Here is a 22,118-nt window from a genome sequence, read left to right on the forward strand (position 1 = left end):
CGGCCTCCTAATTCGTGATCCGGTATTATTAAGCTATCCATGTTAGAATTTCACCGGCAGTGGCCTCCATAAGTTGCCGAGCAAAACGGGAAAACTCCTCCAGTTTTGCTTGGCCCGCCCGAAACGTCAGAGACTGCTCAATATCCAATTTATGCCCGGGCGGTTTTGAAAGCGCTAGACGCCAGCAACCATCCTGTCCGTTCAGAACTTCCAGTAATTTCAACTCGGTCAGAATTTGCAGCGCAGCAGCCACACCGTCTTCTGTTATAACTATATTATACTTTTTAAAAATCATTTCTTTTATCGTCTGGGCCGTTATATCCACTGGTCGGTCTTGCTCAGTTTCGCTCCGCAGCAATAGGTAAACATACCCCGTAATCGCCCTATCAGGCAGGCTGGATTTAAGAAACGAACCGGTCTGACCAATATCGTTTTTGCCAAAGACCAAATGCAGCCGAAAACTGTCAGCGTCCCGTTCCAGCTTGCTGCATTGCTCGCTGAATTCCTTTTTATTCAATGCGGCATGGTAAAACACGACATGCCTTACCGCTGGAAGGGTAATGTCCACACAGGCATTGGGCACAAGTACAATTGCCTGCAGTTCCCGGCTCTGCCACCGGCTTTCTATCATCCCGCGCCGCTCGGCCGTGCATTGCTGGCTGTACCAGTCTACGGCAAACCGGCCGTCAGCAGCCAGCGTTAGCTGTCCGATCAACTCGCCTGCCTGCACCGCTGTATTTACATAAATAACCGTTTTTTCACCTGTCGCCAAAACTGTCAGGATATGTTCCAGCTTGTTGACGACATTGCGATAATCATGCAATTCCAAATGATGGTTTGACGATTTTATTATAGCATGGTTTTCTTTTTCTTTCACTGCCGGACGTACATCCAACGCCTTTAGCTGCAAATTCCGGGCACCGTTCCACTCGTTAATTTCCGGCACAAAAGCGACATCGACCCGGCCGCCGTTACCGATAACCGGAGCCAAAGAACCTAACTGCCAGGCAATCACATCGCTGCCGCATTTTTTTTGCTGAACTCTCATTTTCAGATGGCGTCCCTCCTGGCCGATCGCTCTGGCCTGAGACACCTCCAGGTTTTCACAGGCTAACAGCGGGGCGGCGTTTCCCATGCCATAGGGAGCCAATCGTTTCAATTCCTCCACCAAGCTGAAATCCACTTCTGTCAAAGAAACTAACGCATCAATCTGCAATTCCGGAATCAGGGCTTCCGGCGGTAGCACCTTTCCGGCAATGTCATTCAGCCGTTGCCGGAAAGCCTCCAGATTTTCCGGCAAGATGCTAAAGCCGGCGGCCTGGGAATGTCCGCCGAAATGCAAGAGCAAATCGGCACATTGCATAAGCGCCAGATAGATATCAAAACCGGCAACACTGCGGCACGAACCGCGTCCCTGACCATCCTGAAGGGCAATCATAACCACCGGCCGGTAATATACATCGACTAAACGGGAAGCTACAATTCCGATGATTCCGGGATGCCACTGTCCCGCCAGTACCATGACCTGATCGGAGCACTGTCCGGCCGCCTGCCCGGCTTCTTCCAGAATCTGTTTTTCAATATTTTTTCTTACCGTATTCTCATTTTCCAGCAATGCGGCAATTTCTTGTGCTCTCACCTCATCCTCGGTAATCAATAGCTCCACAGCCAAATCAGCCTTTCCCACTCGCCCTGCCGCATTAATTCGCGGGGCAAGCACAAAGCCGATTTTATCAGCTTCCAATTGTTCCGGCAGCAGTTTACAGGTATTCATAAGAGCCCGAAGACCGGTATTGGTTCCCTTTGCCATTTCCGCCAATCCCGCTTTTACCAGTATCCGGTTCTCACCCAGGAGCGATACCACATCCGCCACTGTACCCAGCGCCACTAGATCCAGACAATTAAGCAGGCTGTCCTTTCCCTGGTAGTGACACCAGAGTGACTGACATACTTTATAGGCAACACCGACTCCGGCCAGTTGTTTCTCCGGATAACCGCAGTCCGGTCGTTTCGGATTGATTACGGCATAAGCCGGCGGCAATTTTTCCGGCGGCTGGTGGTGATCGGTGACAATAATATCCACACGTTCCTGTATACCGGCAATTTCGGCTGCGGCGCTGATTCCGCAGTCAACAGTAACAATCAACCCGGCCCCTTGCTCATACAAACGCTCCAGCGCAGCAGCGTGAACCCCATATCCCTCGCTTTGACGGTCAGGTATATAATATCCCACTTCACCGCCCAACTGTCGTAACGTCCGGTAAAAGAGCGCGGTGGCGGTAATACCGTCCACATCGTAGTCACCATATATGGTGATTTTCTGTTTATTGTCCAAGGCCGCCTTAATACGCTGTACGGCTCTGTCCATGTCTTCCAACTGCTGAGGATCATGGAGCGCTTCTTTTGCACCATACAAGAAAGCCTTTGCCTCTTCTATATTATCCAAACCCCGGTTCAGCAAAATCTGAGCCGTAATCCTGCTGATTCCCAGCGCAGCACTCAGCCGGGACTGGATATCGGGCCGGGGCTGTACGGGATTCCATCTTCTACAAATCCTGGACATGATACCTCCACAGAGCAAAATAAATAAATAAAATGACGAATTGTACTATATTTCTAGAACATTTCTCAATATTCCTTTAAAAATGGCAATAAAAAAGCTACTATGGCAGTAGCGGACGCCATGTTGTCTTCATGGCATAAACAAATAGTTAGCGGCCAGTCCAAACAGGATTAAACCACAAACTCCCCGTAATAGCAAAAGTATAAATAAATAGGAGGCTCCCCGGATAAAGTCATCACGGCTAGGCATCAGAGTCTTACCAATTAACGTCTGCCAGACAAGTATGCCAGGCAAAGTTCCGATAAAGGCACTGGTCATCAATACTCCGGCAAAATTTCCGACTGCCGTATCAATGACAAAATGCAACGCCTGTTGTTTCATTAGATAGCCTCGCACTAGTCTGCCGCCCAGTTCGGCGATCAGAACAACCGTTAGTACAACCGGCCAGAAAAACGACGGCAAAAAAACCTCTGTCGCCATATAATAACCGGCAATCCCCAAGGCAATCATGGCGGTTCCCGGCAAATTAGGCGCTAATGTGCAAACCACGCCAGCCATCATCCACAAAATCAGTATCGCTTTCCATAACAACATCAATCGGATACGCCCTTTTAGAAAACAGTGTAGTAACAAACTCATATTTCAATCAAATGACTTGTCTGAATTTCCATTTGCTGCGTTGTCATCAATCGGCGTAGGAACGGCTATACCTCATTCCTCTGTCTTGCAGATGAAAATTCATCCTACATACTTTGACCAAAATAGGAACATGCCACTACACTAGCCTTTACTGCCGGTATAGGAAATATACGCTATACAATAAAAACACCACCATACTAAGCCCCGCAATACTGATAATCGATAGCATAACGGTAAAAGGCAAATAGCTGCCAAGTGAAACCAGGACATAGGCAATGGTTAGCGAACGCCAAAAAGAATAGCCTGTCAACACACTTACCTGTCGTGCGTTGACCAGCATAGCCGGTGCCATGGTATTCAAAAAGGTACAAAACAATGCCAAATGAAAAAGCCACCACACCGGTTCGCTTAAAAAGCGGCCGGCAAGGCCGGATAAGGCCAGCGGCCCTGTTGCGGCTGTCCCGACGATCAACTCGGCAACCAGCAGGGTAAACATGCCTTCCAGAAGCTTGGCAAGTATTACCAGCAGAATGGTCTTATACCCCTTCCCCGCTAGATGAGCTGCCGCTTCCACGGTGAGAATGGAACGCATACCGCCGATATTATAGCCAATTAGAATGCTTAAGGTAATCCAGCTAATATTCTGCCACTGCGGCCAGCTCAGTGACCATTCCGGTTTAGTGGAAACCAGCAGGTAAAAAACCAACGGGATAAGCACCAGAGCCAGATAGTTGGAAAATTTCACGATATCCCTACCCCGCCCGGCAGCCAACAAGGAAAATAAAAGCAAGCAAAATGGAGCACCCCAAAAATGCGGAATGGAAAACAGCTTTTCCAAAATATATCCCGTGTAATAGCCACCGGTCAAAGCACTGGCTGGCAGGCAAACCGACAGCACGGTAACAGCCAGCAGCTTTTTCCCCCAGCGCCGGGACATCGCACCGGCCAGCACAGTTAATTCCTGTCTCCCCTGTACACCAATCCACCCTGCCATGCCGGTCATCCCGGTTCCCAGAAGGATATATACGACAACGGTGGCTATAAAAACCTCTCTTGGTAAAAAAGCAGCCAAATCGGGGACAAGGGCTACATTGTCTCCCGCAATATGGGCTACCGCCAGGTAGAAAGCCGGTAAAAATATCCACATATCCTTTCACCCGCCTTTACTGCTACTATGATATTAGCAACGCCGTCACTTGGTGAAAGAATGCTGAAAATAAATGAAAGCCCGGTTTATACCGGACTTTCCGAAAATGTATTATTTCGCTTTTGCTCTCCCGGCCAGTCTTTTCCGGTCGGCATATTCCTTCCAGGTGACCCAAATCGGGCTGGCATTAAAAATAGACGAATATACGCCACTGATAAAGCCTACCAATAGGGCAAAGGAAAAGTTCTTAGTTGTTTCCCCACCGAAGAAATATAAGGATGCAGTGGCAAACAGTACCGTAAGAATGGTGTACAGCGACCGGGTCATGGTCTGCCAGATACTGTGATTTACCAATTCCTGCAAGCTTTCATTCTTCCGCTGCATTTTTAGATTTTCCCGGATCCGGTCAAAAATAACTACCGTATCGGTAATGGAATAACCGACAATGGTTAGAATCGCGGCGACAAACGAAGAGTCAATTTCCTTTTGCAGCAAAGAGAAAACGCCCAGTACAACCAGCACATCATGAAAAATAGCTAATATACCGGAAACGGCAAATCTAAACTCAAACCGATAAGTCAGGTACAGCACCATAAAGAATGCTGCCAATAACACGGCCTTTATAGCCTGCCAGGTCAGTTCAGAGCCAATGACGGCACCGACCTTCTCCACCCGCTGGACTTCAAAATCACCCAGCCGTTTATGCATATCCTCTATTACAACGCGCCGTTCATCATCATCGAGCACTCTTGTCCGGATAAAGACGTTCTGCGCCGCTTCCGTCTGGCTCGTCGAAGCCAACTGGATAGTACTATTGCCCAGTTTATAATCGTCTAATACTGTACGCACCTCAACTACCGTAACCGGACGGACAAATTGCAGATCCAGCAGCGTTCCGCCGGTAAAATCTATTCCCAGATTAAAGCCTCGCAGCACCATGGAAATTAATCCGGGAATGATAATCAGCGCAGAGAGTGCAAACCATAGGTATCGTCTTCCAATAATATCAAATTTCATGTTTTCGCCTCCCTACGCCCCAAAGATTTTTCCGCTTTTTACTAAGTTTGCACTTATCAGCATTTTCAATAAGAAGCGGGTAACGGTAATTGCCGTAAACATACTCAATATAATCCCCAGCCCCAGAGTAATGGCAAAGCCTTTAACTGGACCTGTGCCAAGAAAGAATAATACAACGGCTGCCAGCAGTGTATTGACATTGGAGTCGATAATACTGCTAAAAGCACGGCTAAAGCCGGCATCCATCGCGGCCCGCAGCGTTTTGCCGGAGCGATATTCTTCCTTAAACCGTTCAAAAATCAAAACGTTGGCATCCACGGCCATGCCAATTGACAAAATAATACCGGCAATACCGGGCAAGGTCAACGTGGCATTCAATGATTTTAAGCCAAAAAGCAGCAGCACGACATATAACGCCAGACTGATGTTGGCCACAAAACCGGACAGGCGATAGAAAACCAGCATAAACAGAACAATGGCGGAAATGCCGATGGCAAAGGCTGTTTTACTCTTTTCCTTTGAATCCATCCCCAAGGTAGGACCTACTGTTCTTGTCTCCATAACTTCCACTTTTACCGGCAGAGAGCCTGAACGCAGCAAAATGGCTAAATTCTGTGCTTCCTCAAGCGTCTTGCTGCCTGTAATCTGCGCTTTGCCACCGGTAATCGGCTCCTGCACCACAGGGCTGGTAAGCACCTGCTTATCCAATAAAATGCTAATTGGCTTTCCCACATTTTTAGTTGTCAAGTCGGCGAATTTCTTCGCCCCTTCATCGGAAAATTCCAGGGCAACCACATTTTTGTTTGACTGTTCGATCTGAGCCTGCGCATTTTTCAGATCAGTCCCGGTCATCACGGTAGTTCCCGTTACATCCTTAAACTCCAGCATAGCCGTCTTGCCGATTAATTCGATCGCTTTGTCAGGATCGTTAATTCCCGGCAGCTCCACAATAATCCGGCGGTCTCCCTGGCGTTGAATGATCGGTTCCGTCAAACCCAGGTCATTGATCCGGTGCTCAATAATTTTGACCACCCGCTGCACAGCATCCTCATCGACCTTGGCTTCCGGTGTGTCTACCGCCTCCAACACGACATGGGTACCGCCTTGTAAATCAAGACCTTGCTTAATGGACGTAGCCAGGGGTGAAATGAAATAGCCGGCAATAGCTAAAATCGCTACTACTGCAACTAAAAACTTAGTCAGATTCCCCACTCTCAATGATTTCTCCCCCTATTCTCATATTCTCTTGCCTTTTTGCACGAGGTTAATTATATCCGAAAATTTGAAATAATGTCAACAAATCCCCAGAGTGTGTTTTCAAACTACAAGGATTGATTTCCGTGGTGAGTGATTCTTGTGCCAAACGAGGCAACATTTTTTGAATAGTAGCCTCTATTTCAAAAAATGTTAACGAGTATGGCGCAAAAAGCGCCGGCAGGAATCGTTTCGGATAGTTTGAAAACACGCCCTATGGTTGTCACCCGGAACCCAAGACCCACATTGCCTCACCCGACACGGAATATCGGCTTGCCTTTATAACAACTGGTTGTCGTTAATAATCAGGCTGAAGCGGCACTTTAAAAACTCGGCGGCACGCCGGCACATAACCATCCGCACCAGAAAGATCTCAAAATACTCCATAACCGGACAGATCTCTGTATTGATAGTAAGCCGCAGGGTTATCGTCCGTTGCCCCTTATCAATAAGCAGGGCACTGCTTTCCGCCGCATAATTGACACGGTCATGGATTTCAAATTTGGCAAAATCGGTGTTAGTCACCCGGCTGCGGAACACATCCGACTTATCAGCCAGGATGAGTGCTGCCGCCACCGCATTAACAGCTTGTCCCCGCTCCTCCTCATGATTGCCGATCGCTGAAATCACCAAAGCAATCTCTTCGGGCGGCATAGCCAGCCGGGACAAAATGGCATAAGCCATGACCGCGCCGGTACCACCATGATTAAACCGATTGACCATATTGCCAATGTCATGCAGATATCCGGCAACCGATGCCAATTGGCAGGACCGTTCCTCGCAGCCGAGCTCGCTAAGCACCTGATACGCCCGGTGGGCCACAATATTGGCATGGCGCTGTCCATGTTCCGTAAAGCCAAGTTCACTGAGATATTTAGTGCTGCAGCTAAGATACACATCTACTTCATGATCTTCTTTCAAATTAGCGGTGGTTATGACTGCCATCGTTTTTCCTCCTGATATAATCCAGAATGACTTGAGCCACTTCTTCTTTGGTTAAACGATCGGTTTCGATAAACAAGTCGGCATGCTCCCTGGCGTCAGCCAGCCGTTCCCGCTGAGCAATCAACCGTTCCTCACCCCAGGGAATTTTCCGCCGGGTCCGAATCGTCGCTAATGTGGCATCCAGCATTACTAGTATGTCAGGTTGTTTTTTCTTCCATAACTGTTTTATTTGAGAATGTTCCTGTGCGGCGTTATAAGCTTCGATTCCCATCCTGGTAAGATTTTGCACCAGTGTTGTCTTGCCGGAAGCACACACCCCAACTACTACAACTCTCATCTTACACACCACCTATATAAGAACCTGTACTCAACCATAATCAATGCTGTATTGGTGACGATTCCCACCATACTTTTCCATAACTCTATTATGCCCACAAAATTGGCCTTATCTGGCGAAAAAAATCGCTCGCCATGGATCATTTCGTTAGTTTGAGGACACACCCTAACATTTCCATGATTACCTACAGGTTCTGAAACTCAGCAGGGGAAATTGACACTCATCCGGTGAATTTTGTGTACATTTTCACTGTCTGTTAATCCCATAACTACAACAGTCATATCATCGCCGGGGCGATAATCGTCAAGCTGAAGCGCATACTCCAGAATGGATTCTGCAATAAAGGAAGCATCAGCAGGTCCGTTCTCCTCAATGATTTTCAGCAAATAATTAAAGTCCATCGTCTTGCCCCGTTTGCGTCCGGCAGCCTGAATCCCGTCAGAATAAGAGACCAGGATCATCCCTGTCTCTAACGGAAGTTGGTGCATTAAAGGCTTCATCCGTTTATGCACACCGATGGAGTTAATTTCCTGCTCATAGACGTCAGTATGATACATATTTTTAATAATAACCGGACAATTGGAATTACGGCTAAACAGTACAGTTTCTGTTTCCAAATCCACACTTAATACCGTTAAGGTCGAAGAAACTTTCCCGTCCTTCATGGTATACAGATAATCGTGAACAGCCCTGGCTACCGCACCGTCACGGGCCCCTTCGGCAATAAGCGCCGCCGCCTTGTTGACCACCATGCTGCTGGTCAGTTTCGCGGCCTTGCCGCTGCCCTGACCGTCCGCCAGGATGGCGGAAATTCCGCCGCGGGGCCGTTCAGCAACTTCTACGCTGTCGCCACATTCGCTCATCGCATATTTATGGGTTTTGGCTATGCCAATTTTCACTTCCATGTTTAATCATCCTAATAAGGAAGGCAACATGTCGCAAAAGCTACATCTTGCCTTCACCGCATTTTATAAGCTGATCCCCGGTGACAATGTAATCAACAGTCTGGTCGTGCGTAGCGCAGACCACTTCGGGAACCATCTGACAGCTGAGCGCCACGCCCGCCGTTACGGCATGGGATGTTTTATACAAAAACCGATCATAATAGCCGGCCCCCATACCACACCGCCGGCCTAAGGCATCAAAGGCGACACCGGGCACAATAACCAAATCGATCTGCTCTGGCGCTACAAAAGAAAGCGTGCTTTCATCCGGTACCAAAATACCGAATTTTCCTGCTGACAACTCTGCAAAATTATGTATAACTGCAGCCTGCATATAACCATATACTTCCCCGGGATAGGGCACACAAACCGTCTTACCTTGCTGCCAGGCATGCTCAATCAACTGCCTGGTCTGTACCTCATCGGGCATGGACAAAAAAAGCATCACTGTCCTGGCCTGAACATATTCAGGCCAGTTGTACAGTTGCCCGGCAATGGCCTCACTCTCCGCCATAATAGTCTCCCGTGGCAAAGAACGCCGTAGGTTCAGGATTTTTTGCCGCAATTCCTTCTTTTTGCTGCCTGCATCATTCGCCAAGTTTATTCACCACAGCTCATTTTTCAGTGTTCTTAAGTTCACTCTGTAACCCATTCACCGACGAACGGGAAACGGTAACATCCACCTTTTCGGCAATCTTCAAGGTAACCACTCTTTCATTCAGTGCCACTATGGTGCCATGCAACCCGCCAACAGTCACAATCCGGTCCCCTTTTTTCAAGCTGTCCAGCATCTGATTTCTTTGCTGCTGACGTTTTTTTTGCGGTCTGTACAGAAAAAAGTAAAAAATAACGATCATTACGATCAACGGAGCATACTGCATGATTTCCTGTGTTATTCCCGGCAAAAAAATCACCTCCTGATTATAAAATTTTGTACCAGTCAAATATATTCAACATAGAACTGGCAAATCCTTGTTACTTTTGATATTGCGACCAAAACTCCGCTCTAAATTCCAAAAAGCGGTCGTCAATAATAGCCTGTCGCATTTTTTTCATAAAATGAATAAGAAAATACAGATTATGAATAGTAGTCAGGCGCAGGCCGAATATTTCTTCGGTTTTCAGTAAATGGCGGATATAGGCCCGTGAAAAATTGCGGCACGTATAGCAGCCGCAATCGGAATCGATCGGTCTGAAATCCCGGGTATATTCCGCGTTCTTCACCACCAGGCGCCCCTGATGGGTCATCACTGTCCCATTGCGGGCAACACGGGTGGGAAACACACAGTCAAACATATCAATTCCATGCAGCACGCCTTCCACCAAACAGTCAGGTGTCCCCACGCCCATTAAATAGCGCGGCTTATTAACCGGCAGCAGCGGCACTGTATGCTCAAGCATTTCATACATCAAATCCTTGGACTCACCCACACTGAGACCGCCAATGGCATAACCGGGAAAATCCAGGGAAACCAAGTCGCGGACACTCATACTGCGCAAATCTTTATACATACCTCCCTGGACAATGCCGAACAGCGCCTGATCGGCCCTGGTGTGGGCACCTTTACAGCGTTCGGCCCAGCGGGTCGTCCGCTCGGTGGATTTTCTGGCATAGTCATGATCAGCCGGATAAGGCACGCACTCATCAAAGGCCATAATGATATCCGCCCCCAACGCCATCTGTACCTCAGTGGCCCGTTCCGGTGAAAGAAACTGCTTTGATCCGTCAATGTGGGAACGGAAGGTAACACCTTCCTCGGTAATTTTTCGCAACGGCCCCAGGCTAAATACCTGAAAACCACCACTGTCGGTCAAAATGCCGCCATCCCAGTTCATAAACTTATGCAGTCCGCCAGCCTCCGCCACCAGCTCATGACCCGGCCTGAGATATAAATGATAGGTGTTGCTTAAAATAATTCCCGCACCCATTTCCTTTAACTCATGGGGCGACATGGCTTTAACGGTAGCCTGGGTGCCCACAGGCATAAAAATCGGAGTATCAAAGGTGCCGTGAGGCGTATGCAGCCGTCCGGCCCGCGCCCCTGTTTTCGAACAACGTTTAATTAATTCATATTGTACAGCCATATGTATCATCCATCCCTGTTTATAATTCCGTTAGGGAACCGTTGATTTAATGAGCCTGCCAGCCTGGCGAGAGGTTTTTTCGGCTGGCAAGGAAGTAAAACGGCAGCAATAGCGGCCCCTGTTTCAAGGTTTTACTGACATAGCCAGACGGGAAAAGATCCGCCAGGATGCGCGGTGTGAATAAAGCAGTGGTTCCCTAGATAATCAGCATGGCATCGCCGAAGCTGAAAAAACGATACTGCCGGACCACCGCTTCCCGGTAGGCCGCCAGAACCCTTTCCCTCCCGGCAAAGGCGCTGATCAACATTAACAGCGTCGATTTCGGCAAATGAAAATTAGTTATGATGGCATCGACAACCTGAAACTGACAGCCGGGATAAATAAAAATACTTGTCCAGCCGCTGCCGCTCCTCACCTGACCGCCCGCCGCCGCTGTTTCCAGCGTCCGCACCGAGGTCGTTCCCACGGCAATAACCCTGTTGCCCGCCTGTTTAGTGGCATTGATCAGTTCGGCCGCTTCCGGCGTAATGGTGTAATATTCCTTATGCATGGTATGCTGGGTAATATCCTCCACCTGTACCGGCCGAAAAGTCCCCAGTCCGACATGTAAGGTTACAAAGGCCAGATTAATGCCCTGCTGTCGCAAGTGCTCTAAAAGTCCTTGCGTAAAATGAAGTCCCGCTGTCGGTGCTGCTGCCGAGCCCCGCTCCCGGGCGTATACCGTCTGATAACGTTCTTTATCGGTAAGCTGCTCTTTAATATAAGGCGGCAGCGGTGTCTCGCCCAGCTTGTCCAGGATCTCCTCAAATACACCGTCAAATTGAAAGCGGATTACCCGGCCGCCAAAGTCGGTACAGTCAAGAATCTCGCAGCGCAGTGCTTCGCTAAAAACAATAACCGTGCCGGGACGGGCTTTTTTGCCGGGCTTAACCAGCACCTCCCAATCGGTTGCCGTCAAGCGATTCAGCAAGAACACCTCAATTTTTGCGCCGGTTTGCTCCTTATGTCCGATCAATCGGGCCGGAATAACCCGTGTATCATTAAAGACCAGAGTATCGCCGGGACGCAGATACTCTGGCAGGTTAAAAAACTGCTTATGCTCCAGTTCGTCCCTGCCCCGGTCCAGCACCAAGAGCCGTGAAGCATCCCGCGGTTCGCACGGCAGCTGGGCAATCCGATCCTCCGGCAATAGATAGTCAAAATCTTCTAATCGCATCAAGTCAGTCTCCTTAAATACCTAGAAAACCACTGATTCATTCGCAATGTACGTCCTGATGGATCTTTTTCCGTCTAGCTGCGTCAGCAAGACCTTAAAATAACTCCAGCTATTTTCCGGTTTTACTCTCTTGCCAGACGAAAACATCACTCACCAGCCGCGATAGGCTCATTACAGCAGCGGCCTTCTAATACAACTTTTTAATTTCAATTCCCTGATAATAGTGTTTCAATATGGCTTTAAAGTATTCCGAACTACCGGCCGGAGCTTTTTCCGCCATAGCCTTGGCACCCCACTGCGACATACCCAGACCATGGCCGGAGCCAAAACCATTAAATACAATCTGCTCCTGTCCGGTCCCGCTTATATGACGGATACTGTCACGATCCAGCAAAAATCCCTTTTGCTTATTAGGCGGCAGGTTGACCGGTATCTCCTTGGTTTCATGGTCACCATAGGAGTCAGTAATTTCAACCTCCAGCGTCTTATTGGCCGGGGCGACGACCGAAATATCGAACAGCGTACTTTTCAGCGACAATAAGCTGCGGACTTTCGTCCCCGGTAACGTGACACTGCCCTTTGAGCCAATGAACATCATTTCATTGACCCGTCCGGAAATTCCCCGGTCCAGAGAATTGCGAACAGGCGGCGGCGTCAACGCCGACAGTTCTACCGCTTCCAGCTTGCCGATGGCGTAGCCGGCCCGTTCCAGGAGGGACTGCAATTCAGCAGCACTAAACTTCTTTTCCCAGGAATAGTTCGGATTATTTTGATCAAAATCCGCTACGCCGCGCAAATAAGGCAGATAACTGCCCCAGACGTTTTCACTATTTTCCGTATAACCGCCGCCGCTGCTGTGAAAATAACCGGGAATGACCTTCCCCTGATAGGTAAGCACCATACCGGCTGTTTCATCAATAGCCCGGTTGGTTTTCAGATTTTCATCATCGACCCCGCCATATACCTGGCAGTCGGTGGTGGCACAAACATCAAAGCCCTGCTGGGCATGTTTATTCAGATTGGCCAGGGCATAGGAACGGGAAGCCACGGCCTGCGCCTTAATGGCTTCCATCGGCCAATAGGGGGAAATTTCCTTGCCAATAATCCCGTACACATATTCTTCCACCGGCAGCCGATTAATGACTGTCAAGCCTTTTTTCGCCACCATAAGCTCAATCGTACCGCGATAATGACGCTTGTTTACTTCGATGAATGATTTGCTATCTTCCACCACCAGTCTGACTGATTTAGCCGTCTGTGCCCGGCCATTTAAAATAAGCTTGTCCGCCGCCGTGGCAACCAGCTTCTCCTTGGGACCCAATTGAACCAATACCGCTCCGGTATCATTGTCCACCACCGCAAATTTCACATCGGCAGACAGGACGACACTGGGCTGATTTACCCATAAGCCTACCCTGATTTGCGGCACCGCAGCGGCCTGCTTCAGCACTGGCACCGGTTCCGCCGAAGTAGCAAAACCTGGCAACGGAAGACTCAGCAAAAAAAGCAATAAAATTACAAAGGCTTTACGCAACAAACTCATTCTCCTCTCAACGGCGGGTAAATAAATTGAGAATTACCGTAAGCAAAATACTGAGGATAAGAGAAGTAACAATAGGAAAGTGAAAGCTAAAATTCCCCTTTTCCCAATGAATATCTCCCGGCAAGCGACCAAGGCTAAAAAACTTTCCGCCATAATGCAAGACAACACCAGCAATGACCAGGATAATTCCCAGATAGATCAAGGTCTTGCCAAAAGAATCAAACGCCAGCATCAGGACTTCACACTCCGCTTTTTCATATACCTTTCTTTCTCACTGAAAATACAGCCGCAATAGGGCTGCCGGTACAATTCCATGTCTTTACTGATTTGCACGCCTTCCTGCCAGCCGGTCCGGAAATCAACATATAAGAACGCGATGTCTTCTTCCGCCGCCACTCTTTCGCAGGTTTCCCGAATCAATTCATGCTTTTGATAAGGACTGACCAAAAGGCTGGTAGTAAAACAGTCAAAACCCTGTTCTTTGGCATACCGGGCCGTTTGTCGCAGCCGCAGTTCATAGCACATACCGCAGCGGCCATTTTCCGCCTGCAGCGCCTGGGTTAAAAACTCCTCCAGTGTATAGCTGTCATCAACAATCATGGTAAGCTGAGAGCGGGCGGCAAAATCCTGGGCCGTCTCCAATCTTTTGCGGAATTCCTTATAAGGATGAATATTGGGATTATAAAAATAGCCGGTCACGTCATGTCCCAGTTCCCGGAGCTGCTTTAACGGAAACGCCGAACACGGACCACAGCACATATGCAGCAACATTCGCATGCTTTACGATACCTCTTTTATAATAATTTCACCTGGCTGTCTTCCTTCACCGCAATACCCAGATGCTGATAGGCGGCTGCCGTAGCCACCCGTCCGCGTGGCGTACGGTTAATAAAGCCCAGTTGGAGCAAATAGGGTTCATAAACATCCTCAATGGTATCGGTCTCCTCACTGATCGATGCCGCCAGAGTTTCTAAACCGACCGGTCCGCCACCAAACTTTTTAATCACAGCCAGCAGTAATTCCCGGTCGGTCCGGTCCAGCCCGATCTTATCCACTTCCAGCATAGCCAGTGCTTTATCGGCGATCTCGTCGGTAATGGTGCCTTCGCCGACAATCTGAGCATAGTCCCGCACCCGTTTTAGCAAACGGTTGGCCACGCGCGGCGTACCCCGGGACCGTTTGGCGATTTCCCAGGCACCACGTTCCTCAATATCAATCTCTAAAATTTGAGCGGCCCGCTTTACGATGCACACCAAATGCTCCGGACTGTAATATTCCAGCCGGCAGATGACGCCAAAACGGTCCCGCAGCGGCGCCGCCAGGGCACCGGCTTTAGTGGTGGCTCCGACCAAAGTAAAAGGAGCTAAATCCAACCGGATCGACCGGGCACTCGGGCCCTTGCCAATAATGATGTCCAAGGCATAATCTTCCATAGCTGAATATAAAATTTCCTCCACGCTGCGGGACAGACGATGTATTTCGTCAATAAACAGAACATCTTTTTCACCCAGATTGGTTAGCAGAGCCGCTAAATCACCGGGACGTTCGATCGCCGGACCTGAGGTGATTCTAAAATTAACACCCAGTTCATTGGCAATAATATTGGCCATGGTAGTTTTTCCCAACCCCGGCGGCCCGTATAAGAGCACATGGTCCAACGCTTCCTGACGGGTTAACGCCGCCTGCACAAAAATGGACAGGCTGTTTTTAACCTGATCCTGTCCTATATATTCGGCCAGACGCCGCGGACGCAAACTATACTGCCAATTGTCCACATCCTGCTCATCGGCCGCTATAATGCGATCTTCCTCCATAACTACCTCCTGACAAATTCCTTAAGCGCCAGCCGGATCAACGTTTCTGCTGAGTGACCGGCACCGTCCAGTCCCTTCAACACCGGCATGATTTCATTTTGGTTGTAGCCTAGGGCTACCAGCGCCTGCAAGGCCTGTTCCACCTCGCTATCGTTAACGGCAACAGCCGGACCGGTAGTAGTCAGCACGTCGGCTCCTGCCGCCAGGCCAGCACCAAGCTTATCTTTCAGTTCCAAAACAATCCGCTCGGCTGTTTTCTTGCCGATTCCCGGCAGCTTGGTCAAGAAGGCGATATGGTTACTGGCGACAGCCAGTCGAAAATCTGTCGGACTGCAGGCAGACAGAATACCCATCGCTACCTTGGGACCGATCCCGCTCACCGAGGTGACCCGGATAAACAGATCATATTCATCCTGTGTGGAAAAACCATAAAGCAATAAAGCATCTTCCCGGACATGCATATAAGTAAACAGGGAAGCCGTCACACCAACCGACAGCTTCTGCCTGGTTGAACCGGCAATAAATACCCGGTAGCCCACTCCCTGCACATCAAGCAGACAGTATTCCGGCATAAGGTGGGAAATGACCCCCCGCAAATAACCGATCATAATTTAGTACCCCATGACACAAGATTATTTCCTGCCGAATGGGTTGTGCAAATAGCAATGGCCAAAGCGTCCGCCACATCATCCGGACTGGGCTTACAGGGCAGATTTAACAGCCGCTGCGTCATAAAAATAACCTGCTCCTTGGTCGCCTTGCCATATCCGACAACCGACTGTTTTACCTGCAGCGGCGTATATTCGGCCAAAGCAATATTATTTTGATCAATGGCCAGCAGAATGACACCGCGAGCCTGCCCGACAGCCATCGCGGTCCGGACATTTTTACTGAAAAAAAGTTGTTCCACACCAACCACATCGGGCTGGTATTTCTTGATAAGCCTATCCAGTTCCTGATGAATAATGGTCAGCCGCTTAGCCGCCGTCAGTTGCGGGCTGGTCTCAATCGCTCCGTAATCCACAGCCTTTAACGTGTTGCGCCGCAGTTCGACCAATCCATAACCGCAGATAGCGGTTCCCGGATCAATACCTAATGCCAACATCTAGTAATCCTCTCCTATCCTGGATTACTAAATTCTACAGCCGGACAGTAGATTCCTTTTTTATGCAGTCCGGCAACTTTCCCTTTCGTGTAGCCTGGCAAGGTACATTCCGCCTTATATCCAGCCTGCGTTTACCAAAGCTTACTCTCTCTGCCGTCTTATCTATAATGTAAAAAAAGAGGGCTTCCCCCTCTTTTTTTATGTCTTGTTTACCGTGACTGCAATCCCTCAATAGTCCGCAGCATTTCCTCCTTAGAGTTGACGACCAGGCCCTGACGCAGTTCAGCCAAATCCTGTTCCATCAGCCGGTTAACCGGGATGGATGTGACCTCTTTCACGATGGCCTTTGGTCCCGGTTTCCCGTAGAAAACGGCGACATGCCCGTCTTTAATCCCCAGGAACATATTGTTGGCATGCTCCCGGCAATAGCTGTCGACCTTGAGGGTCATATCCACTTCCGCCGTATCAAATTTATTGATTGTCCAGCCAGGATATACCTGCTGCACCTGAGCCAGCGTAAAGCCGGCCATGGTATCCGGCGCTTTGGTTTGTAAGACTTCCTCATCATTGCATTTGGTATAAAGAATATGCTGGACCAAGGCAGTCTCGGTATTGATTTTTATTTTGCTTTCCGGCTTGCTGACTTCGGCATCCTGTATGATATCCGGTTTATGGAAAGCGTTTGGATGAACATACAGATAAAAACCCAATCCTGCGGCCACCAGCATTCCGCCAACCAACCCTATTATTTTTAACTTTCCGGTAAATTTGGAAAATGGCAACATATTTCGCACCCCTTGAGCCGCTGCCTTAGTATTCCAGCAACTTTGAAACTACCCCATTACTTCACAGTTCTTTTCCCGCAAGACTTCGTTGTCGTCAGCTTACCTATGTTCAATAGGTAAGCTGACGCCGCCTTGCCTTGCGAAAAAATCCTCGCAAATTAATTTGTCCTTTCAAAATTGCCGGACCACTAGCGGCGAGTAATATTGCCATAATTATTACCAAACCGACTAAAAATTATACATAAGACAGTAAATTACATAGCACTCAAAAAAAAGCGGGTTACCCGCACCTAAGTACGATAACCCGCTGCCTTTTATCAGGTAGCCAATACTCCTGCCAGTTCATAATCGGCAATATCAATGGTATTTTTGTACTTCACGGCTTCCTCATAAGGTACGGTAATCAACTTACCGGCCTGTATCGACGTCAGACGGTTGACCTCCCCCTTGATAATGCTGTCGATGGCAGCGCCGCCCATCCGGCTGGCCATGATGTTATCCGTCGCCAGCGGCATACCGCCACGCTGGATGTAGCCCAGCACAGTAACATGGGGTTCAAAGCTGGTTTTTTCATCAATAATCTTGGCAATATCAAAACCGTGAGCCACGCCTTCGGCCAGCATAATAATGCTATACAGCTTACCACGGCGGTAGGTGTTCTGCAGACGTTCACAAACCTTTTCAATATCCAGCGGACGTTCGGGCAACAGAATGATTTCTGCTCCACAAGCCAGTCCGGACATCAGGGCAATATGACCGGCATGGCGCCCCATGACTTCTACAATAGCCACCCGTTCATGGGAAGCGGTTGTATCACGGATCTTGTTCACCGCATCAAGCACGGTGTTGACAGCTGTATCGAAACCGATTGTATAATCGGTACCGACCATGTCATTATCGATTGTCGCCGGAATCACCATCGTTTTAATGCCGGCTTCCGCCAGTTTCATCGCGCCGGCCATTGAACCGTCGCCACCGATGACCACCAAACTGTCAATATCAAACCGTTTCAGCTGATTGATCGCTTCAATAAAGCCCTCGGAAGTACGGAAAGCTTCGCTGCGGGCCGTTTTTAAGATGGTTCCGCCATATTGAATAATACCGGAAACCGATTTTGCATTCATCGGCATGAATTTGCCGCCAATAACACCGTCATAGCCTCTTTCCACACCGATCATTTCAAAACCGTGATACAAGCCTTTACGCACTACCGCGCGTATAGCCGCATTCATTCCCGGAGCGTCGCCGCCGCTTGACAATACTGCAATTCGCTGTGCCATTCTTTCATCCTCCATCACTAAAAAATAAGTAGTTTTATCGGCTATAAATACTTTTTTTGAAACCAAATATATGACAACGTCCCTCTATGGAAAACGTTTAGCATATCCAAAAATACAATTTTGTAATACCTATTCTACTTTAGGGAAAACTCTCCTGCCTCTTTTTATGAAAGATTCACCAAAAAGATTCCTCACCAAGAAAAAACGAGCAGCCATAGGGTTGCTCGTTTAGTATAGAAAAACACTGTTTGATTCACGACAGTTTTATCCTGCCCATGTTTTCTTAGGAGTACAACTCTATGTTTGATCCTGCTATATTCTTTTTAAGGATAAGGTCCGGTGCGCATCTCCCAAAACAGAGTTGCTACGATATTAGTATGGACCATTTACTGCCTGTTAGCAAGTGATTTCCTGTAAAATTTCGTCAACCGTCATTGGCGCTACATCATCTTTGATGAGTACACTGCCGATAGACCGCACCAACACCCAGTGAATCTTGCCACCTACCGCCTTCTTATCGCGCACCAGGAACGGCAACAGCCGTTCGGCCGTACATTCCGGAGCACCAAGCGGCAGCTTGTACTGAGTTATTATGCACCTTATCGTATCCACTGTTTCCTGGGAGCAAAGTCCCAGCGCAGCGCTTAAGGAGGCGGCTCCTGCCATCCCGATAGCCACCGACTCACCATGGCTGTATAAACCAAAGCCGGTGTCGGCTTCCACTGCATGCCCCATGGTATGACCAAAATTCAGAATCATCCGCAGGGAGTTTTCTTTCTCATCCTGTTCCACTATACCGGCTTTGATTTCACAGGAGCGTTTAATGATGTGCTGCAGCGCTTCAGGTTCTTTCGCCAGCACCGGCCGGCTGTTTTTCTGCAAATAAGAAAATAGGTCCGCATCTTCTATAATACCGTATTTTATCACTTCCGCCAGTCCGGAAGCCAGTTCCCGCTCGGGCAGCGACTGCAACAGGGCAATATCTATCAGCACCAGCCGCGGCTGATAAAAGGCGCCGATCAGGTTTTTTCCCAATGCATGATTCACAGCCACTTTGCCGCCAACACTTGAATCAACCTGCGCCAATAAGGTAGTCGGCACCTGGACAAAGGGGATGCCGCGCAAATAAGTTGCGGCAATAAACCCGGCCAAATCACCGACGACACCACCGCCGAGAGCCACAATAACCGACTTGCGGTCAAGCCCCATAGTAATTGCCTTGCTAAATACCGTTTCGGCAACTGCCAGTGACTTGGAATCCTCACCAGAAGGAACGGCAAACAGTTCGGCGGTAAAACCCGCTTCTGCCAATATGCCAAGCACCTGCTCACCGTACAAAGCGCCCACCTGTGCATCAGTCAGCACCAGAGCCTTTCCGGTCAAACCGTTCCGGCCCATCAGGCTGCCCAATTGCGCCAGCGTATGTTGCCCAATATAGATGGAATACCCATCTTGTCCTACCTTTACTCTAACTTCTTCCACGTAAACGCCCTCCTCTGCGCAAAAAGGCGATAATTTCGTCGGTTACTTGCTGCGGTGTACAGACGCTGGTGTCAATCACAAAATCAGCAGCTTCCCTATACAGGGAAGCCCTCGACGCCAGCAAAGACGTTACTTTTTGCTCCCGGTCGGCGCAGTTTAAAAGCGGGCGGGTGTTGCGCCGGCCGGTACGCTCCAGAATCACCTCAACCGAAGCGGTAAGGGAAATAATATAACCATTGAATCGCAAACGGACAATATTTTCCGAATCAAGTACAATACCGCCACCTGTCGCAATAATCGCATTAGTATACCGTCCTACTTTGGCGGCCATTTCCCTTTCCTTTTGGCGAAAAAAAGCTTCCCCGTAAAGAGAAAACATCTCGGGAATGGTCATGTTATTTTCCTGCTCAATTTTCTTGTCTGTATCAATAAAAGGACGCCCCAGGCGATTTGCCAAAAGCCGTCCCGTACTGGTCTTGCCTGTTCCCATAAAGCCGATTAATACGATATTCTTCATTTCATCCCCCGGTACAACAACCACTAACACACACCGACTTGTTAGCTTTTACATCAATTTTAACAATCGTTCCCTATAAAAGCAACTGTTTATTTCGCAGCTACCCGGTCGGTATAGCTTTTTACAGCTGCCGCCAGGTCAGCCATATTGTCACGGCTAAACTGTTCCAATAAGGTCTGCGCCAGCCCAATAGCCAGCATGGCCTCACCCACAACAGCCGCTGCCGTAACGGCGCAGACATCGCTGCGTTCGGTACTGGCCTTGACCGCTTGCTTGGTCTTTATGTCCACCGAGGCCAACGGCTTCATCAGCGTAGGAATCGGCTTCATTACCGCCCGGGCCACAATCACTTCACCGTTGCTCATACCGCCCTCGATGCCACCGGCCCGGTTGGTCTGACGGTAATACCCCTGCTGCTCGCTATAGAAAATCTCATCATGGGCCACACTGCCCGGCAAAGCGGCATAACCGAAACCGGCGCCAAACTCCACGCCCTTAATCGCCGGAATAGACATAAGTAAAGCAGCCAGTCTGGTGTCCAGCCGCCGGTCCCACTGAACATGACTGCCCAGTCCCGGCATGACCTGTAACACTGCCACTTCAAAAATGCCGCCCAGCGTATCGCCGGCTTCCTTAGCCAGCTGAATAGCCGCTTTCATCTTTTCCTCAACATCCGGTTGGATACAGGATAGATCAGAACCGGCCTTTCTTTGTTCCAGCAATGCATAATCAACACTTTCACTGATCTGCACGCCGCCGATGTTGGTGACATGAGAAACAATGGTCATACCAAATACGCCTAATAGCTGCTTGGCAATCCCTCCGACCGCCACCCGGGCCGCCGTTTCCCGGGCACTGGCCCGTTCCAGAATGTCCCGGATATCTTCCCGGTCATATTTCAACGTCCCGGTCAGATCGGCATGACCCGGGCGCGCTTCCAACACCTGTTTTCCTTCCGGTTCACCAAAAGCCGCCATCCGGCCGCCCCAGTTAGCCCAGTCCTTATTTCTAATTGCCAAGGTAACCGGACTGCCCAGCGTCTCGCCAAAACGGATGCCTGACAGCACCTCGGCGGTGTCCTGTTCAATTTTCATCCGGCCGCCCCGGCCGTAACCCTGCTGCCGTCTTGCCAAATCCCGGTTGATTTTGTCAATATCAATGGACAAACCGGCCGGCAGCCCTTCAATAATAGCTGTCAGACACGGTCCGTGTGACTCTCCTGCTGTGAAAAAACGCAATGCCATCCACCTCTGTCAAGTATTTTACTAGGGAACTACTGATTCATCCGCACTACGCGTCCAGACGAATCTTTTCCCGCCCGGCTGCGTCAGCAAAACCTTGAAATAGCTGAACTATTCCTGCAGTTTTCCTGCCTTGCCAGTCGAAAAAATCTTTCGTCAGGTCAACAGGCTCATTAAATCAACGGTTCCCTGAGCAGCAGGACT

General features: G+C 49.2%; 23 protein-coding genes. All 23 read right to left on the reverse strand.

Annotated elements, in window-relative coordinates; all coding sequences use genetic code 11:
• Nucleotides 1–28: 28 nt before the first annotated feature.
• Entirely contained in the window at nt 29–2,563 is a 2,535-nt protein-coding gene (gene recJ, locus BMW43_RS01245) for a single-stranded-DNA-specific exonuclease RecJ (RefSeq protein WP_091743568.1), read from the reverse strand.
• A gap of 129 nt (nt 2,564–2,692) precedes the next feature.
• The gene (locus BMW43_RS01250; protein ID WP_091743569.1) at nt 2,693–3,157 is read right to left on the reverse strand and encodes a hypothetical protein; all 465 of its coding nucleotides are present in this window, start codon (nt 3,155–3,157) and stop codon (nt 2,693–2,695) included.
• Nucleotides 3,158–3,350: 193 nt separating this feature from the next.
• Nucleotides 3,351–4,349, reverse strand: a complete 999-nt coding sequence (locus BMW43_RS01255) for a hypothetical protein (protein WP_091743570.1) — start codon at nt 4,347–4,349, stop codon at nt 3,351–3,353.
• Nucleotides 4,350–4,460: 111 nt separating this feature from the next.
• Nucleotides 4,461–5,366, reverse strand: a complete 906-nt coding sequence (gene secF, locus BMW43_RS01260) for a protein translocase subunit SecF (RefSeq protein WP_091743571.1) — start codon at nt 5,364–5,366, stop codon at nt 4,461–4,463.
• Between the two features lie 12 nt (nt 5,367–5,378).
• Complete coding sequence (secD, locus tag BMW43_RS01265; protein WP_091743572.1) at nt 5,379–6,584, reverse strand: protein translocase subunit SecD; 1,206 nt, start codon at nt 6,582–6,584, stop codon at nt 5,379–5,381.
• A 315-nt stretch (nt 6,585–6,899) separates the two neighbouring features.
• Entirely contained in the window at nt 6,900–7,565 is a 666-nt protein-coding gene (locus BMW43_RS01270; protein ID WP_091743573.1) for an HD domain-containing protein, read from the reverse strand.
• Nucleotides 7,543–7,902 carry a nucleoside/nucleotide kinase family protein gene (locus BMW43_RS01275; protein WP_091743574.1) on the reverse strand — a complete coding sequence of 120 codons (360 nt, stop codon included), beginning with the start codon at nt 7,900–7,902 and terminating at the stop codon, nt 7,543–7,545. Before BMW43_RS01275 ends, BMW43_RS01270 begins: the two co-directional genes overlap by 23 nt.
• 200 nt (nt 7,903–8,102) lie before the next feature.
• The gene (locus tag BMW43_RS01280) at nt 8,103–8,807 is read right to left on the reverse strand and encodes a PP2C family protein-serine/threonine phosphatase (protein ID WP_091743575.1); all 705 of its coding nucleotides are present in this window, start codon (nt 8,805–8,807) and stop codon (nt 8,103–8,105) included.
• Nucleotides 8,808–8,847: 40 nt separating this feature from the next.
• A complete protein-coding gene (locus BMW43_RS01285) occupies nt 8,848–9,444 on the reverse strand; it encodes a 5-formyltetrahydrofolate cyclo-ligase (protein WP_177173422.1) in 597 nt (198 codons plus the stop codon).
• Between the two features lie 16 nt (nt 9,445–9,460).
• The gene (yajC, locus tag BMW43_RS01290; protein WP_439331437.1) at nt 9,461–9,760 is read right to left on the reverse strand and encodes a preprotein translocase subunit YajC; all 300 of its coding nucleotides are present in this window, start codon (nt 9,758–9,760) and stop codon (nt 9,461–9,463) included.
• A 61-nt stretch (nt 9,761–9,821) separates the two neighbouring features.
• The gene (tgt, locus tag BMW43_RS01295) at nt 9,822–10,931 is read right to left on the reverse strand and encodes a tRNA guanosine(34) transglycosylase Tgt (protein WP_091743578.1); all 1,110 of its coding nucleotides are present in this window, start codon (nt 10,929–10,931) and stop codon (nt 9,822–9,824) included.
• 196 nt (nt 10,932–11,127) lie between these two features.
• The gene (gene queA, locus BMW43_RS01300) at nt 11,128–12,147 is read right to left on the reverse strand and encodes a tRNA preQ1(34) S-adenosylmethionine ribosyltransferase-isomerase QueA (RefSeq protein WP_091743579.1); all 1,020 of its coding nucleotides are present in this window, start codon (nt 12,145–12,147) and stop codon (nt 11,128–11,130) included.
• A gap of 187 nt (nt 12,148–12,334) precedes the next feature.
• Nucleotides 12,335–13,684, reverse strand: a complete 1,350-nt coding sequence (locus BMW43_RS01305) for a SpoIID/LytB domain-containing protein (RefSeq protein ID WP_177173423.1) — start codon at nt 13,682–13,684, stop codon at nt 12,335–12,337.
• 13 nt (nt 13,685–13,697) lie between these two features.
• Nucleotides 13,698–13,922, reverse strand: coding sequence for a DUF2905 domain-containing protein (locus BMW43_RS01310; protein WP_091743581.1), 225 nt, complete (start codon nt 13,920–13,922; stop codon nt 13,698–13,700).
• Nucleotides 13,922–14,467, reverse strand: coding sequence for an epoxyqueuosine reductase QueH (locus BMW43_RS01315; protein ID WP_091743582.1), 546 nt, complete (start codon nt 14,465–14,467; stop codon nt 13,922–13,924). Before BMW43_RS01315 ends, BMW43_RS01310 begins: the two co-directional genes overlap by 1 nt.
• A 17-nt stretch (nt 14,468–14,484) precedes the next feature.
• Nucleotides 14,485–15,504, reverse strand: a complete 1,020-nt coding sequence (gene ruvB, locus BMW43_RS01320) for a Holliday junction branch migration DNA helicase RuvB (RefSeq protein WP_091743583.1) — start codon at nt 15,502–15,504, stop codon at nt 14,485–14,487.
• A 2-nt stretch (nt 15,505–15,506) separates the two neighbouring features.
• Nucleotides 15,507–16,112: a Holliday junction branch migration protein RuvA gene (ruvA, locus tag BMW43_RS01325; protein ID WP_091743584.1), complete on the reverse strand. Its 606-nt coding sequence runs from the start codon at nt 16,110–16,112 to the stop codon at nt 15,507–15,509.
• Nucleotides 16,109–16,609, reverse strand: a complete 501-nt coding sequence (ruvC, locus tag BMW43_RS01330; RefSeq protein WP_091743585.1) for a crossover junction endodeoxyribonuclease RuvC — start codon at nt 16,607–16,609, stop codon at nt 16,109–16,111. Before ruvC ends, ruvA begins: the two co-directional genes overlap by 4 nt.
• A gap of 209 nt (nt 16,610–16,818) precedes the next feature.
• Nucleotides 16,819–17,394 carry a BofC C-terminal domain-containing protein gene (locus BMW43_RS01340; RefSeq protein WP_091743587.1) on the reverse strand — a complete coding sequence of 192 codons (576 nt, stop codon included), beginning with the start codon at nt 17,392–17,394 and terminating at the stop codon, nt 16,819–16,821.
• A 317-nt stretch (nt 17,395–17,711) separates the two neighbouring features.
• Nucleotides 17,712–18,674 (reverse strand): 6-phosphofructokinase, encoded by a 963-nt coding sequence (pfkA, locus tag BMW43_RS01345; protein WP_091743588.1) that lies wholly within the window; start codon nt 18,672–18,674, stop codon nt 17,712–17,714.
• A gap of 396 nt (nt 18,675–19,070) precedes the next feature.
• Nucleotides 19,071–20,156, reverse strand: coding sequence for a 3-dehydroquinate synthase (gene aroB, locus BMW43_RS01350; RefSeq protein ID WP_091743589.1), 1,086 nt, complete (start codon nt 20,154–20,156; stop codon nt 19,071–19,073).
• Nucleotides 20,143–20,673, reverse strand: coding sequence for a shikimate kinase (locus BMW43_RS01355; RefSeq protein ID WP_091743590.1), 531 nt, complete (start codon nt 20,671–20,673; stop codon nt 20,143–20,145). The genes aroB and BMW43_RS01355 overlap by 14 nt, the downstream gene beginning before the upstream one ends.
• Before the next feature lie 89 nt (nt 20,674–20,762).
• Nucleotides 20,763–21,911: a chorismate synthase gene (gene aroC, locus BMW43_RS01360; RefSeq protein WP_245732173.1), complete on the reverse strand. Its 1,149-nt coding sequence runs from the start codon at nt 21,909–21,911 to the stop codon at nt 20,763–20,765.
• Nucleotides 21,912–22,118: the final 207 nt, after the last annotated feature.

The organism is Propionispora vibrioides, assembly GCF_900110485.1.
GTDB classification, from domain to species: domain Bacteria; phylum Bacillota; class Negativicutes; order Propionisporales; family Propionisporaceae; genus Propionispora; species Propionispora vibrioides.